Source organism: Hymenobacter sp. UYAg731 (assembly GCF_054061335.1).
In genome coordinates this window covers 285516-300011 of sequence record NZ_JBSSEC010000004.1, presented here as the reverse complement: position 1 = coordinate 300011, position 14496 = coordinate 285516, and the positions used below count along the sequence as shown (strand labels likewise).

Annotated in this window: 13 protein-coding genes; 10 read left to right on the top strand and 3 right to left on the bottom strand. The window is 59.3% G+C overall.

The annotated features are described in order from the left end of the window. The first annotated feature begins 142 nt into the window (after positions 1 to 142). From mutL to ACVWYF_RS13270, 3 genes are all read left to right on the top strand, one after another. A complete protein-coding gene (mutL, locus tag ACVWYF_RS13280; protein ID WP_457068725.1) occupies positions 143 to 2212 on the top strand; it encodes a DNA mismatch repair endonuclease MutL in 2070 nt (689 codons plus the stop codon). A 214-nt stretch (positions 2213 to 2426) separates the two neighbouring features. Next, positions 2427 to 3155 (top strand): rhomboid family intramembrane serine protease, encoded by a 729-nt coding sequence (locus tag ACVWYF_RS13275; protein WP_457068723.1) that lies wholly within the window; start codon positions 2427 to 2429, stop codon positions 3153 to 3155. 81 nt (positions 3156 to 3236) lie between these two features. Further along, positions 3237 to 4172 carry a rhomboid family intramembrane serine protease gene (locus ACVWYF_RS13270; protein ID WP_457068721.1) on the top strand — a complete coding sequence of 312 codons (936 nt, stop codon included), beginning with the start codon at positions 3237 to 3239 and terminating at the stop codon, positions 4170 to 4172. A 10-nt stretch (positions 4173 to 4182) separates the two neighbouring features. On the opposite strand, the gene ACVWYF_RS13265 is transcribed toward ACVWYF_RS13270, so the two are convergent. The 3 genes from ACVWYF_RS13265 to tilS form a co-directional block, all read right to left on the bottom strand. Next, positions 4183 to 4587, bottom strand: a complete 405-nt coding sequence (locus ACVWYF_RS13265; RefSeq protein ID WP_457068719.1) for a hypothetical protein — start codon at positions 4585 to 4587, stop codon at positions 4183 to 4185. 146 nt (positions 4588 to 4733) lie between these two features. Then, positions 4734 to 5678, bottom strand: a complete 945-nt coding sequence (gene mdh / locus ACVWYF_RS13260; RefSeq protein ID WP_457068717.1) for a malate dehydrogenase — start codon at positions 5676 to 5678, stop codon at positions 4734 to 4736. Between the two features lie 125 nt (positions 5679 to 5803). Beyond that, complete coding sequence (gene tilS / locus ACVWYF_RS13255) at positions 5804 to 7135, bottom strand: tRNA lysidine(34) synthetase TilS (RefSeq protein WP_457068715.1); 1332 nt, start codon at positions 7133 to 7135, stop codon at positions 5804 to 5806. 88 nt (positions 7136 to 7223) lie between these two features. Between tilS and ACVWYF_RS13250 the strand changes: the two genes are divergently transcribed. The 7 genes from ACVWYF_RS13250 (at position 7224) to recN (ending at position 14458) form a co-directional block, all read left to right on the top strand. Next, complete coding sequence (locus ACVWYF_RS13250) at positions 7224 to 9002, top strand: OstA-like protein (protein WP_457068713.1); 1779 nt, start codon at positions 7224 to 7226, stop codon at positions 9000 to 9002. Between the two features lie 105 nt (positions 9003 to 9107). Continuing rightward, positions 9108 to 9938 (top strand): outer membrane protein assembly factor BamD, encoded by an 831-nt coding sequence (locus ACVWYF_RS13245; RefSeq protein WP_457068711.1) that lies wholly within the window; start codon positions 9108 to 9110, stop codon positions 9936 to 9938. Between the two features lie 19 nt (positions 9939 to 9957). Beyond that, positions 9958 to 10305: a DNA-directed RNA polymerase subunit omega gene (locus ACVWYF_RS13240; protein ID WP_168675189.1), complete on the top strand. Its 348-nt coding sequence runs from the start codon at positions 9958 to 9960 to the stop codon at positions 10303 to 10305. A gap of 134 nt (positions 10306 to 10439) precedes the next feature. Continuing rightward, the gene (locus tag ACVWYF_RS13235; protein ID WP_457068709.1) at positions 10440 to 11036 is read left to right on the top strand and encodes a flavoprotein; all 597 of its coding nucleotides are present in this window, start codon (positions 10440 to 10442) and stop codon (positions 11034 to 11036) included. A 63-nt stretch (positions 11037 to 11099) separates the two neighbouring features. After that, entirely contained in the window at positions 11100 to 11750 is a 651-nt protein-coding gene (locus ACVWYF_RS13230) for a phosphopantothenoylcysteine decarboxylase domain-containing protein (RefSeq protein WP_457068707.1), read from the top strand. After that, on the top strand, positions 11747 to 12667 hold the full coding sequence (gene porD, locus ACVWYF_RS13225) for a type IX secretion system protein PorD (protein WP_457068705.1): 921 nt from the start codon (positions 11747 to 11749) through the stop codon (positions 12665 to 12667). Before ACVWYF_RS13230 ends, porD begins: the two co-directional genes overlap by 4 nt. A gap of 105 nt (positions 12668 to 12772) precedes the next feature. Beyond that, entirely contained in the window at positions 12773 to 14458 is a 1686-nt protein-coding gene (gene recN, locus ACVWYF_RS13220) for a DNA repair protein RecN (protein ID WP_457068703.1), read from the top strand. The last annotated feature ends 38 nt before the right edge of the window (positions 14459 to 14496 follow it).

Sequence of the window (14496 nt, the reverse complement as noted above, 5' to 3'; positions counted from 1 at the left end):
GCCGCGAAGGTACGCAATAAACCCCGTCGCGGGTTTACAACGCGGCGGTTTTTTGCTTATTGTTCAATACGTTTCGGCTTGTTTGCGTGTTGGTTAGCTGTTCGTTGCCCGCTCCTCAATTCCCGCTTCCCGCTTCCAGAAAATGCCTGATATCATTCACCTGCTTCCCGAATACCTCGCCAACCAGATTGCGGCCGGCGAGGTGGTGCAGCGCCCCGCCTCGGTGGTGAAGGAACTGCTGGAAAATGCTGTTGATGCCGGGGCCACCCAGGTGCAACTCATTGTGAAAGAGGCTGGCAAGCAGCTCGTGCAGGTGGTGGACAACGGCGCCGGCATGAGCCCCACCGATGCCCGCATGAGCCTGGAGCGCCACGCTACCAGCAAAATCCGCTCGACCGAAGACTTATTTCGGATTCGTACCCTCGGCTTCCGGGGCGAGGCACTAGCCAGCATCGCGGCCGTGGCACAGGTCGAAATCCGCACCAAGCAGCCTGAGCACGACACCGGCACGCTATTGCTGGTCGAAGGCTCGCAAATCACCAGTCAGCAGCCCACTGCCTGCCCCGACGGCACCAGCATCGCGGTCAAAAACCTGTTTTTCAACGTGCCCGCCCGGCGCAACTTCCTCAAGAGCAATGCCGTGGAAATGCGGCACATTCTGGACGAGTTTCAGCACGTAGCGCTGGCGAATCCACAGATTGCCTTTTCGCTGTATCAGAATGAACTGGAGGTGTTTGGACTGCCGGCTGGCAAGCTGAGCCAGCGTATTGTGGCGCTGCTGGGCAACGGCTATAAGGAGCAGCTGGCGTCCTGCGAGGAGGTGACGCACTCTATTTCGGTGCGCGGCTTTGTGGGCAAGCCGGAGTCGAGTAAGAAAAGCCGGGGCGACCAGTTTTTCTTCGTGAATAACCGGTTCATCCGCTCGGCTTACCTCAACCACGCCGTGCTGGCGGCTTATGAAGGCCTGCTGGCCCGCGACACGCACCCGTTCTACGTGCTATTTCTGGAACTCGACCCCAAGGCCATCGACATCAACGTACACCCGACCAAAACGGAAATCAAGTTCGAGGACGAGAAAACCGTGTACGCCGTGGTGCGCGCCGCCGTGAAGCAGAGTCTGGGCCTGCACAATATCGCGCCCTCGCTGGACTTCGATGGTGACGTGAACTTCGCGCCCATTCGCCCGTTGCGGGCCGGCAAAGGCACCGGCGGCATCCCCACCGAGGCCGACGACCACCTGCCCGCCGCTACCCCGCTGGCCCGCGCCGCCAGCTCCGACGGCTACCGCCCCGACGACCTGGCCGCCGCCGCCCGTACCGCCAGCAACTCCGGCTTTACCAGCTTCAACCCCGAAACCCGCCGCGACGGCTTCGAGCGTCAGGCCCCGCCGCGCCCCACCGAGCAGGCCCGCCGCGAACTCGAAGCCTTCTACCGCGAGTTGGGCCAGCCCGTGCGCGACGATGCGAGCATCGACGCCGTCACGGCCCGCAGCTTTGAAACACCTGTGCCGGCCGTGGCTAATGACGCATTTGCCGCTGCGCTTCCTGCCGGCGATACCGGAAACAGACCGCCTGAGCTTGCGCTGGGCCTGAATTTGCCCGAAGTGCCCGCAAACCGCCATGCGGCTGCCCGCGAGGGCGGCGCGGGCAGCCGCGCCGTGCAGGTGCAGCAGCGCTTCGTGCTGGTACCTGTGAAGTCGGGCGTGCTGCTGATTGACCAGGAAGCGGCCCGCGAGCGGATTCTCTATGAGCAGTACCGGCAGGAATTGGGCCGGGCCGTGGGCACTTCGCAAACCCTGCTGTTTCCGCGCACGGTCACGTTTTCGCCCGCCGATTTTGCCGTGCTGCGCGAGCTGACCGAGCCGCTGCACGCGCTGGGCTTCATCTTTAACGAGTTCGGTTCGAGCACCATCGCCGTAGAAGCCATTCCGGCCGGGATGCCGGTGCAGGACGAGAAAGAGTTGCTGGAAAGCCTCATCGAACAATTTCGCGTCACGGCCGGCCCGCTCAAGCTCGACCAGAGCGAGAGCCTGGCCCGCGCCCTGGCCCGCCGCGTAGCCGCCGGCACGGCCGCCACCCGCCTGCCCGAATCCGAGCTCAACGCTCTGGCCGACCGCCTCTTCGCCTGCCAAACCCCCGGCTATACCCCCGACGGCCGCAAAACCCTCGTACTCCTCGACGGCCAGCAGCTGGCCGATTTCTTCCGTAAGTAGCGCGAACTTTTAGTTCGCGTCTCCGTGCCGTTCGGTTAATCCTAGTGGCGCGGGGACACGAACTAAAAGTTCGCGCTACGGGTGCTCTAGCTTTGCGCCCACTACTCTCAATTGCTCGCCCCGCGCACCGGGACGTTTTCTCAAAAGCATGTTCAATCTCACTCCCACAGTTCGCAATTTGCTGATTGCGAACGTTCTGTTTCTCATTGCCCAAATGAGTTTGCTGCCACTCATCACCCAGGTTGGTAGTCTATATCCCATCGGTTCGCCGTACTTTTTCCCCTGGCAGTTCTTTACCTACATGTTCCTGCACGCCGGCTGGGGACACCTCATTGCCAATATGTTCGGCCTGATTTCCTTCGGGCCGCTGCTGGAGCAGCGCTGGGGCGCGTCGCGCTTTCTCACCTTCTGGCTGATTTGCGGCGTGGGTGCCGGCCTGCTTTACGAGGGCGTGCGCGGCTATGAGATGCACAAGATGGAAGTGGCGCGGCAGGAGTTTCACCAGTCGCCCACCGGCGGGGATTTTGCCAATTTTTTCCGCTCTTACTTTCCCGATGCCACCGGCTACGAAAGCCTAGCCGGCGCGCTGGAGCGCAACCCGCAAAACCAGGAATACATCAGCGCCGCTACCAATGCCGTGGATGGGGCCGTAACCGAAACCCGTGACTCGCGCAGCGGCGGGATGTTGGGCGCTTCGGGCGCGCTCTTCGGTATTCTGTTCGCCTTCGCCTACCTGTTTCCCAACACGGAATTAATGCTGCTTTTCTTTCCGTTTCCCATCAAAGCGAAGTATTTTGTGTTCCTGTACGCCGCGTATGAACTGTACAATGGCGTGCATCGCACCCCCGGCGACAACGTAGCGCACTTCGCCCACCTTGGCGGGTTGCTGATTGGCTTCATCGTCCTCAAGTTTTGGGAGGGTGGCCGGGAACGGTTTTACTAGTGGTTGGTTGTAGATGCGACCGGGCTGCTCCAGCGGCTTTCCGTTACTTTCGTTGAATCTGTTTACTCCCCGCTACGTGCCATGAGCATCGTTCAAGATATCCGCACCGCCTTCAGTCGCCGCGACAATGCCCTCATGCAAATCATCATGCTCAACGTGCTGGTGTTTGCGGGCCTGATTGTGGTGCAGGCCGTGATGACCATCAGCAGCGCCAGTGGGTATTTCCCGCTGCTGCTGCGCCAGTTCGAGCTGTCGTCGGCACTGCCGGAGTTCATCCGCCACCCTTGGACCATCCTCACCTACGCCTTCACGCACACCACCTACCAGAAAAGCTTCTTCGACGGCCTGCTGCACATTCTGTTCAATATGCTGAACCTGTACTGGTTCGGGCAGCTCATTCAGGAATACCTCGGCAACCGTCGGCTCGTGAGCCTCTACATTCTGGGGGCGCTGGCGGGCGCGGCATTCTTCCTGCTCAGCTTCAACCTGATTCCGGCCTTCCAGCCCGGCCTGGGCAGCCCCATGAACGGGGCCTCGGCGGCGGTTTCGGCCATTATTGTGGCGGCGGCCACGCTGCTGCCCGATTACACGTTCATGGTCATCCTCATCGGCCCGGTCAAAATCAAGTGGATTGCGGCCGTGGTTATTCTGCTGTCATTGGCGGGCCTCAGCGGCGGCAACCCCGGCGGCATGGTAGCCCACCTGGGCGGGGCGTTGCTGGGCTTTGTGTTCATCAAGCAATTGCAGGCCGGGCGCGATTTGGGCCGGCCTGTGCAAGCCGTTGGCAACTGGGTTAGCAACCTTACCAGCTCCCGTCCCGCCATGCGCGTGAGCAGCACCACGCGCCGCCCCGAGCCGGTAGCGGCCTCTTCCATGAGCAGCAGCAAGAAACCCGCTGCCCCCGGCCAGCCCTTGCAGGACGAAATCGATACCATTCTGGACAAAATTTCGCGCTCCGGCTACGAAAGCCTCAGCAAAGACGAAAAGCAGAAGCTCTTCCGCGCCAGTCAGCAATAGCCGCTATTGGTTACGCGCTGCGCAGCCAGGTTTTGGCCAATTCCAAGTCTTTGAACAGCCGGATTTCGAAATGATTGCCCACGCGCGTCACCAGTTCCTCGGCTGATGTCTGCCCAAAAATGCCTGGTGACACGATGTGCGCAAAGCGCTTCAGGCCCAGCGCCAGCACCTGTGGCATCCAGTTCTGGGCAATCCAGTCATTGGCCGAGCTCCACGAGCCGACAATTTCGCGGTTGTCGTTCAGCATGTGGGCGCATGGGTTTTCCCGCAGGAAATCGATGGTAGCCTGGCAGCCCTGAATGACTTTTTCGGTAGGCAGCACGCCCACCCAGTTGTTGTAAATCCACTGATTAGCCGCATCAAATTCGATGGTCAGATACACTTTATCGAACGAATTGGTCAGGGATTTTTTCATGGAAGCAGTGGGTTAGGCGAGCAGGGATATTGCAAAGTAAACATATTAATTCGCCTATTAACGCGGAAGTCTGCAAAGAAAGTGACAACCATAAAAAAAGGCCGGTGCTGCATAGCACCGGCCTTTTTACAACGTATTGATACTGTTTAGGCGGGTTGGGCGCTGCTCATTTTGTCGAGTGCATCCATCACCTCTTTTACGTGGCCGCGCGAGGTTTCGAGCATGGCTTTTTCTTCGTCGTTCAGTTGCAATTCAATCACGCGCTCCACGCCGTTTTTGCCGAGGATGACCGGGGCACCGAGGTATACGCCATTGATGCCGTACTCGCCCTGCAGCTCCAGGCACACGGGGAACACGCGGCGCTGGTCGCGCACGATGGCCTCCACCATTTGAGCGGCCGCCGCGCCGGGCGCGTACCAGGCCGAAGTGCCCATGAGCTTCACCAGTTCGCCGCCGCCGTTCTTGGTGCGCTCCACAATGGCGTCAAGCTTCTCTTTGGAAATCAGTTCCGTAACCGGAATGCCGCCCACGGTGGTGTAGCGGGGCAGGGGCACCATGGTGTCGCCGTGGCCACCCATGAGCACGGCCTGAATGTCCTTCGGGCTCACGTTCAGGGCTTCCGCCAGGAAGGCGCGGTAGCGGGCCGTGTCGAGGATGCCGGCCATGCCGAACACCTTTTCGCGGGGTAGCTTGGCGGTGAGGTGGGCCTGGTAGGTCATCACGTCGAGCGGGTTGCTCACGATGATGATGATGGCGTTGGGGGAGTGGGCTACCACTTGCTCGGTCACCGATTTCACGATGCCGGCGTTGATGCCAATCAGGTCGTCGCGGGTCATGCCGGGCTTGCGGGGCAGGCCGGAGGTAATCACCACCACGTCCGAACCAGCGGTGCGGGCGTAGTCGTTGGTCACGCCCACGGTGCGCGAGTCGTAGCCGATAATCGGAGCTTTCTGCCAGATATCGAGGGCTTTGCCTTCGGCAATGCCTTCCTTAATGTCAACCAGAACAATTTCGTTAGCAATTTCACGGGTGGCGAGCACATCGGCGCAGGTTGCGCCCACGTTGCCGGCTCCGACTACGGTAACTTTCATAAGGAAGAGAATTGGGGGGTTGGAGTTTCGCGGGTAAAAGTACGGACGGGCCGCGCAAGCTTGGGTGAAAAAAACAAGTTTTTGCCAAGGATGAGGTTCGGTCGTTAAATCGATTGCCCAAAAAACTACATCCGCTGTACGGTGAGCACCCGCTCGGAGGCTGCCTCTACCTTGAACCGCTCATCGACGCGCCAGCCCACGACCCAGCAGATTTTGCCATCGGCGGAGGTGAGCACGCGCACGTCGTCCTTCAGGTTCAGCGGCACTTTCTGGTCGATGAGGAAGTCGCTAAGCAGCTTTTTGCCTTTCATGCCGAGGGGCATAAACCAGTCGCCTTCCTGCCATTTGCGCAGCGTGAGTGGGAATTTAATCTTGTCGGCATCGAGGGCGGCCGTGCTTTTCGAGCGCGGGATGATGAAGTGTCGGGCATCGTCGTGCAACTCCGCTTTTAAGCGCATGCCGTCGGCTAGCAAGTCGGTTTGGCCCGCCGCCAGCTGAAACGTGCCAAACTGCGACAACCGGCGCGGCGTGATAACCAAATGCTCCCGGTCCTTCACCAGCCGGTGCGTGGGCGAGTCGAACTTTCGGCCCGACTCGCCGGGGAAAGCGGCCACAATGTCCTTCACCACCAGCCAGGAGAAGCCGAAGGGCCGGAGAATTTCGTGCAGCACCAGAGCCGTGGCGGCCGTTTTTTGCAGGGTAGAAATGTTCAGATAAGTCACTTCGGCCTCGTCGCGGCGGGCCTGGGCGGCGGTTTCCTCCACGTAGCGGCGCACGATTTCCTCGGCCCCGCCCACGCGCTCGGCGGTACCGTGCATGGTCTGGTCGAGATTGGGGTTGATTTCGCGCAGCACGGGCAGCACCTCAATGCGCAGCAGGTTGCGCTGGTACACGGGGCTGGCGTTGCTGTCGTCTTCGCGCCAGCGCAGGCCGCGCTCCACTAAGTATTCGTGCAGGGCCTCGCGCCCCAAGCCCAGCAGCGGGCGAATGATGTGCCCGTTTTTTACCTGAATGCCGTGCAGCCCGGCCAGTCCGGTGCCGTGCGTGAGGTTGAGAATCATGGTTTCGGCCTCGTCGCGCTGGTGGTGGGCCGTGGCGATGTAGGCTAGGCCCTGCACCTGCCGTACCTGCTCAAACCAGCGGTAGCGCAGAAAGCGGGCCGCCATTTGGGTCGAAATGCCTTCCTGCTCGGCGTAGGCTTTGGTTTGGAAAAACTCGGCGAAGTAGGGGAGGCCATATTGCTTGGCCAGCTTGCGTACGAACTGCTCGTCGGCATCGGCATCCTCGCCGCGCAGGCCAAAATGACAGTGCGCCACCGCCACCTGCGCGCCCAGCTTATGTAGCACATCCAGCATCACCACCGAATCGAGCCCACCGCTGACCGTGACCAGAATGGGGTCGTTTTCGATGGAAAATAGCTTGTTTTCTTCGATGAAGCGGCGAACGGATTCCAGCATGGTGCAACGGGCAGCCCAATGGGCCAATAAGTACTACAGTGCAAAGATGGCCGTTAGCGCGGCCTCCGTCCGTACCTTTGCGCCCTCAATGGCCGTATTTCGCGTTTTTTTACTTCTGTGCCTGCTGGTGCCACTGCTGGGGCAGGCCCAGCGCCCCACGCCGCCGCCTGCCGCCCGCCCCCGGCCGGCGCAGGCGCAGGGTTCGCCCATCAAGCTGCTCACGGCCGGCGAGTTGGTGGGCGGCGACTTTGAAGGGGTGAAAATCCGCAAGCTGATTACCAACGTCAGCTTTCAGCAGGACGACGTGTTTCTGTACTGCGACTCGGCCTACCAATACCTGGAACGCAACCAGGTGGAAGCCTTCAGCAATGTGCGCGTGGTGCAGAACGATACCATGACCATTACCGGCGACCACGGCTTTTACGACGGCAACCAGCGCACGGCCCGTATGCTGGGCAACGTGGTGATGCGCGACCCGCGCATGACCCTGACCACGCCTAGCCTCGACTACGACCTGAACCGCAAAACGGCTGCCTACACCGAAACCGGCCACCTTACCGACCCGCAAAACACCCTCGACAGCCAGCAGGGATTTTACGATACTAATACCAAAGTATTCGTTTTCAAGCAGAACGTGCATCTCGTCACGCCCGATTCGGAGTTGAACAACGACACGCTGCGCTACAACACCGTCAGCAAAATTGCCTATTTCAACGGCCCCACCCGCATCAAGGGCAAGCAGGGGAATCTGTATGCCGAAGGCGGCAATTACAACACCAAAACCCGGGTTTCGGACTTCAAGCGCAACGCCAAAATCGACACGCCCAATTACCTGCTGGGCGGCGACCAGCTGGTGTACGATGAGGTGAAGCAGTACGGCGTGGCGCGGGGCCACGTCTCCCTCACGTCCAAGAAGGACAACTTAGTGCTACGCGGCGATGCCGGCAAATACTGGCGTGCCCTGGGCCGCACCAAGCTCTACGGTGGCCGGCCGGTAGTGCGCAACATCGGCAGCCAGAAAGACACGCTCTACATGGCCGCCGATACGCTCATCAGCATCGAGGCCCGGCCCGGCCAAACCACCACGCGCACCGTCCTCTACGCCTTTCCTAAGGTGCAGATTTTCCGGGGTAACCTCCAGGGCATCTGCGACTCACTGACCTACGACCGGCAGGACAGCATCATCTACCTCAACCGCGACCCGGTGCTGTGGCAGGCCAAAAACCAGCTCACCGCCGACTCCATCCAAATCCGCTCGAAGCGCGGCAAAGTGGACGAAATGCGTCTGTATTCCAACGCGTTTGCCGTAAATCAGGACACGCTCCTAAACTTCAACCAGACCAAGGGCCGCAACATGATGGCCTATTTCCGCGACAATAAAATGCGCCGCGTGGACGTGCTTGGCAACGCCGAAAGCATCTTCTACGCCCTCGACGGCGATACCGTGACCACCGGCATGAACCGGGTGCTGTCGGCCAACATGCGCCTGCTGTTCCTAGATAGCAAGCTGAATAAAATCTCCGTCCTCTCCAATCCCGAGGCCAAATTCATCCCGCCCCACGAACTAAAGCCCGACGACGAGCGCCTGAAAGGCTACCAGTGGCGTGCCAAGGAACGGCCCACCCGCCGCCAGGTGTTGGGCAAGCAGTTCGACGACCGCCCCAAAAAGAAGAAAATGGTGAAGAAAAAAGTGGTGAAGAAAAAAGCCGCCCCCGCTTCCAAAACCATCAAACCCAAAGCCAAAACGCCTGCCAAAACAACCAGCCCCAAGCCTGCCGCTCCTGCCAAATCCGTGAAGCCGGTCATTAAACCCGCCATTTCCGCGCCGGCTAAACCGGCAGCCATAGCTACTCCCACGCGGCGCTAGCTGCAACCTTTGGCCTGCTGTTGGGCCTCTTGCTCGCAGCCGGGCCCGCACCAGCCGCCGTGCGGTTTGCCTCCGCCGGCTCAAATCGTTACCTTTGCACCCCTTATGCCGATTTCCCGCCTCACGGTCCTGTTTCTGCTTGTTAGTACGCTCATTCTGGGCTCCTGCGCCAGCGGCTACCAACGCCTGCTGAAAAGCACCGACGTTAATAAAAAGTACGAAGCCGCCATCAAGTACTACGAAAAGGGCGACTTTTTCCGGGCCGGCACGCTGCTCGAAGACCTCATTCCGCTGCTGAAAGGCCGCCCCGAGGCCGAAAAAGCCCAGTTCTACTTCGCAAACACCAACTACAAGCAGCGCAACTATGTGCTGAGCGCGTTCTATTTCAAGTCGTTCACCGACACGTATCCCAATTCGGAGTATTCCGAAGAAGCCTCGTATCTGCACGCCAAGTCGCTGTTCCTGGACTCGCCCGGCTACGAGCTCGACCAGACTAATACGGTGTCAGCAATCGAAGCCATCCAGGATTTCCTGAACCGTTACCCCGAAAGCAAGTTCAAGGCCGAAACGGAGAATATGTCGCAGGAACTCCAGCGCAAGCTGGAAAACAAGGCGTATGAAAGCGCCCGGCTCTACTTCCAGTTGCGCTACAACCAGGCGGCCGTGGTGGCGCTCACCAACTTTCAGCTCAATTATCCCGCTTCGGCGTATGCCGAGCAGGCCGCGTTCCTGCGCCTGAACGCGCAGTACGCCTGGGCCAAGGAAAGCATCGAATCGAAGCAGCGGGAACGTTATCTGGATGCCGTAGCCTTCTACCAGCAGTTTCTCGATACGTACCCCAAAAGCAAGAACCTGAAATCCGCGCAGGATATGTACGATTTCAGCCAGGCCGAGATTGTTCGCCTGAAGGCCGTGCCCACGGCCGCCGCCAACTAAATTGTCACTAAATCAGCCCATGAAACCCAATCCCAACACCCCGTCGAGCTCCATCATCACGCGCAACGTGGCCGACATCACCGGCGACAACGGCAACGTGTACGAGGCCATTGCCGTGATTTCAAAGCGCGCCAACCAGCTGTCGATTAAGCTGAAGGAAGAGTTGAACGACCGCCTCGCCGAGTTCGCCTCCACAGTTGATAACTTGGAAGAAGTGTTCGAAAACCGCGAGCAAATCGAAGTTTCCAAGCAGTACGAGCGCATGCCCAAGCCCACCAGCCTGGCCATTGAGGAGTTCCTGCAAGGCAAAATCTACTACTCCACGCCCGAGCCGGAAGAAGTGCCGGTGCCCCGCGAGCTGTTCTAAGAAACTCGGGTAGTTTAATGAAACGGTCATGCTGAGCGCAGCCGAAGCATCTCTACCGCGAGAGTAATTAGTTACTTATGCGATGGAAATGCTTCGGCTGTGCTCAGCATGACGTTTTTTGATTTAAATCGGTGATGCCTGCAATCAGCAACCCGCAACCTACAAATTCCCCTTTAGCCGGCCGGCGCATCCTGTTGGGCGTCAGCGGCAGCATTGCCGCTTATAAAGCCGCCCCGCTCACGCGCCTGCTCATCAAAGCCGGAGCCGAAGTACAGGTTATCCTCACCGAAGCCGCTACGGCTTTCGTGACGCCCCTCACACTGGGAACATTATCCAAAAAGCCCGTCCTGACGGGCTTTTTGCGTGATGCGGCGGCCGGCGAATGGCACAACCACGTCGAGTTGGGCCTCTGGGCCGATGCGCTGCTGATTGCGCCCGCCAGCGCCAATACCATCGGCCAGCTGGCCAATGGCTTGTGCCCTAATTTGTTGTGTGCGGTGTATTTATCAGCCCGCTGCCCGGTATTTCTGGCCCCGGCCATGGATTTGGATATGTTTGCCCACCCGGCCGTGACGCAAAACCTGGCCCGGTTGCGCTCCTTCGGCAATCACGTTTTTGATTCGCCCAGGGGCGAGCTGGCGAGTGGCCTCAGCGGCCAGGGGCGCATGCTGGAGCCGGAGGATGTTGTGGCTGGGCTGGAGCAGTATTTTGGTAGTACCGATTCTGACTGAACGTCATGCTGAGCGCAGCCGAAGCATGACGTTCTTCAATCAATCTTTCCTATTCAATAGTTGATGCACGTCCTCCTCACCGCCGGGCCTACCTACGAGCCGCTCGACCCCGTCCGTTTCCTCGGCAACCGCTCGACGGGCAAAATGGGCTATGCGCTGGCCGAAGCCTTTGCCGCGCACGGCGCGGATGTGACGCTGGTGAGCGGCCCCAGTCACCTGCCCGACCCGGCCAGCCCGCGCATTCGCACGGTGCGGGTGGAAACGGCGGCGGAGATGTTTGCGGCGGCGGCGGCAGTGGCAGGAAATGCCGACGTTTGGGTATTTGCGGCAGCCGTGGCCGACTACCGGCCCGCCCACATCGCCGTCGATAAAATCAAGAAATCGGGCGAAACGCTGACCTTGGAGCTGGTGAAAAACGTGGACATCGCCGCCACGCTCGGCCGGCGCAAGCGGGCTGAACAATTTGCCGTGGGTTTTGCGTTGGAGACTACGAACGAGTTGGCCCACGCCCAGGACAAGCTGCATCGGAAAAACTTCGACCTCATCGTGCTCAATTCCCTGCGCGATGCGGGCGCGGGCTTCGGCCACGACACCAATAAGGTGACGGTGCTGGATGCCGCCGGCCAAATCGTTAATTTTGAGTTGCAGTCCAAGGCCGATGTGGCCCGCGGACTGGTTAGCCTGATTCTGGCCCGTCTGGCCCCTTCCTCATGATGCGAAAATTCCTTACGGCCCTGCCCATATTGGCCCTGCTACTGCTGGCCGGCCCCGCCGCCCGCGCCCAGGAACTGCTGGCCGAAGTGCGCGTATCAACCGAAAACGTGACGATTTCGGACCCTACCATTGTCACGCAGATGCAGAACGACATCCGCAATCTGCTCAATACGCAGACGTGGACCAACCTCACCTACGGCAAGGACGAGAAAATCCGTCTCAAGATGTTTATCGGCATCACGGCCATTCCGGTGAACGGAACCTACAACACCACCATGCGCCTGATTTCCACGCGCCCGGTATACGGCACCGGCTACGAAACCAACGTGGTGAGCATCGTTGACCGCAGCTTCAACTTTAATTATACCCCTAATACGCTCGCCTTTTCAGCCAGCAGTTTTACTTCAAACCTGGCTTCGCTGTTGGGCTTCTACGCCAATATTGTTATTGGTCTTGACCGTGATACATTTTCGCGGCTCGGGGGAACGCCTTATTATGACCAGGCCCGCGCCATTGTGAACTATTCGGCCAACCAGACGCAGACCAACGAAACCGACGAAGGCTGGCGCGGCAGCGGCTCACGCGAGCGCCACTTCATCCTCGACAACCTGACCGACCCGCAACTCGAAGCCTTCCGCACCGGGCTGTATGGCTATTACCGGCAGGGCATGGATATTTTTATTGAGAAGCCCGAAGAGGCCCGAACCTCGGTAATGGCTGCTCTGACGGGTGTGCAGAAAGCCGCCCTCACGCGCCCCGGAACCCTATTCGCCCGGGCATTCTTCGATGCCAAGTCGGACGAAATCGCCAATATTTTCCGCACCAGTCAGGACCAGCTACAGAAGCAGCAGCTCGTGACCATGCTCACAGAAGTAGACCCGACGAATTCGGCGAAATATCAAACGATTTTAAAATGAATTATAAATTACGAATTATAAATTATAGATGTTGGCAAGTCGTTGTGAGATTGTCATCATAAACTCAATTTATAATTCGTAATTTATAATTTATAATTCAAAAATATGTTAGTCGATTTACGGATTAATAACTACGCGCTGATTGAGCAGCTGGAGCTGCGTCCGTCGCCACTATTAAATATTATTACGGGTGAAACCGGGGCCGGTAAATCCATTATGCTGGGCGCTATTGGCCTGCTGCTGGGCAACCGGGCCGATTCGCGCATGCTCTTCGATACCGAACGCAAATGCGTGATTGAGGGGCAGTTTGATATCGCCAATTATCAGTTGCAGGATATCTTCGAAGCCGAGGATTTGGACTATGACACGCACTGCATTTTGCGGCGCGAAATCAGTCCGAATGGCAAGTCGCGCGCTTTTGTCAACGACACGCCCGTGACGCTGGAAGCCCTGCGTAAAATCGGCGCTAACCTGATGGACATTCACTCGCAGCACGACACGCTGCTGCTGGGCGATGGCGTTTTTCAATTGAATTTGCTGGACTTGTACGCCGGGCTGGTGCCGCAGCGCACCATGTACAGCCATGCTTTCCGGCAGTACCGCAAGCTCGAAACGGACTTGCAGGCCTTAGAGGGCCAGGCCGCCCAAGCCAGCAAGGAGCTGGATTACAACAGCTTCCTGCTAAATGAGTTGGAAGAAGCTAAGCTTGATGCCGAAGACCAGGACGCGCTGGAGCAGGAAATCAAGCAGTTGGAGCATGCCGAGGAAATCAAGTACAAGCTGAGCCAGGCCCTGCACGGCCTGCGCGACAGCGAAACCTGCGCCACCGGCAACCTCAAGGAAGCCGTGGGCCTGCTGGGCCAAGTGGCGAGCTACGCCGACAACTTCCAGGATTTGCGCGAGCGCCTGAACTCCTGTCTGATTGAACTGCACGACATTGCCGACGAGGTGGAAACCGCCGAGCGCCGCACCGAGGGCGACCCCGCCCGCGCCGAAGAGCTCCAGGACCGCCTCAACGTGCTCTACACCTTGCAACGCAAGCACCAGGCCCGCGACCTGCCCGCGCTCATCGCCGTGCGCGACGACCTCCGCCAGAAAGTGAGCTCCGTGCTGAGCCTGGATAAGGAAATTGCCCGTTTGCGTAAGGATTCGGACGCGGCGCTGGCGGCCGTGACCAAGCAGGGCAACAAGCTGTCAGAGAGCCGGCGCAAGTCGTTTCCGCACTTCGAGAAGCAGCTGGGGCTGCTGCTGGCCGATTTGGGGATGCCGCACGCCCGCATCGTGGTGCAGCACAGCGCCGGCGCGCCGGCTACCAGCGGCATCGACGTGGTGAGCATCCTCTTCACGGCCAACAAAGGCGCGCAGCCCCAGACGCTGAGCAAGGCCGCCTCGGGCGGCGAGTTCTCGCGCCTTATGCTATGCATCAAGTATATGCTGGCCGATAAGACGGCATTGCCGACGATTGTATTCGATGAGATTGACACTGGTATTTCGGGCGAAATCGCGGTGAAGGTGGGCCGCATGATGCAGCAGATGGCGCAGAAGCACCAGCTCGTGGCCATTTCGCACCTGCCGCAGATGGCAGCGGCCGGCGACGTCCACTACTTCGTGTACAAGGAGGACCGCGCCGACCGTACCGTGAGCCGCATCCGCGAGTTGAATCAGGACGACCGCATCAAGGAAATTGCGCACATGATTGCGGGGGCCAAGCCCAGCGAAAACGCCTTCCAGAGCGCCCGCGAGCTGCTGGCGCTGCGGGGCGAAGTGGTAAATGAGCAAGTGAGTAAATGAGTAACTTGCTGCCGAAATCAGAATTTGAGCCACCTGCG

Coding starts and splice junctions, on each gene's coding strand:
- ACVWYF_RS13270 (WP_457068721.1), top strand. CDS start 3,237: ATGAGCATCGTTCAAGATATCCGCACCGCCTTCAGTCGCCGCGACAAT.
- ACVWYF_RS13275 (WP_457068723.1), top strand. CDS start 2,427: ATGAGTTTGCTGCCACTCATCACCCAGGTTGGTAGTCTATATCCCATC.
- ACVWYF_RS13240 (WP_168675189.1), top strand. CDS start 9,958: ATGAAACCCAATCCCAACACCCCGTCGAGCTCCATCATCACGCGCAAC.
- recN (WP_457068703.1), top strand. CDS start 12,773: ATGTTAGTCGATTTACGGATTAATAACTACGCGCTGATTGAGCAGCTG.
- ACVWYF_RS13235 (WP_457068709.1), top strand. CDS start 10,440: ATGCCTGCAATCAGCAACCCGCAACCTACAAATTCCCCTTTAGCCGGC.
- ACVWYF_RS13245 (WP_457068711.1), top strand. CDS start 9,108: ATGCCGATTTCCCGCCTCACGGTCCTGTTTCTGCTTGTTAGTACGCTC.
- ACVWYF_RS13265 (WP_457068719.1), bottom strand. CDS start 4,587: ATGAAAAAATCCCTGACCAATTCGTTCGATAAAGTGTATCTGACCATC.
- mutL (WP_457068725.1), top strand. CDS start 143: ATGCCTGATATCATTCACCTGCTTCCCGAATACCTCGCCAACCAGATT.
- mdh (WP_457068717.1), bottom strand. CDS start 5,678: ATGAAAGTTACCGTAGTCGGAGCCGGCAACGTGGGCGCAACCTGCGCC.
- ACVWYF_RS13250 (WP_457068713.1), top strand. CDS start 7,224: ATGGCCGTATTTCGCGTTTTTTTACTTCTGTGCCTGCTGGTGCCACTG.
- tilS (WP_457068715.1), bottom strand. CDS start 7,135: ATGCTGGAATCCGTTCGCCGCTTCATCGAAGAAAACAAGCTATTTTCC.
- ACVWYF_RS13230 (WP_457068707.1), top strand. CDS start 11,100: ATGCACGTCCTCCTCACCGCCGGGCCTACCTACGAGCCGCTCGACCCC.
- porD (WP_457068705.1), top strand. CDS start 11,747: ATGATGCGAAAATTCCTTACGGCCCTGCCCATATTGGCCCTGCTACTG.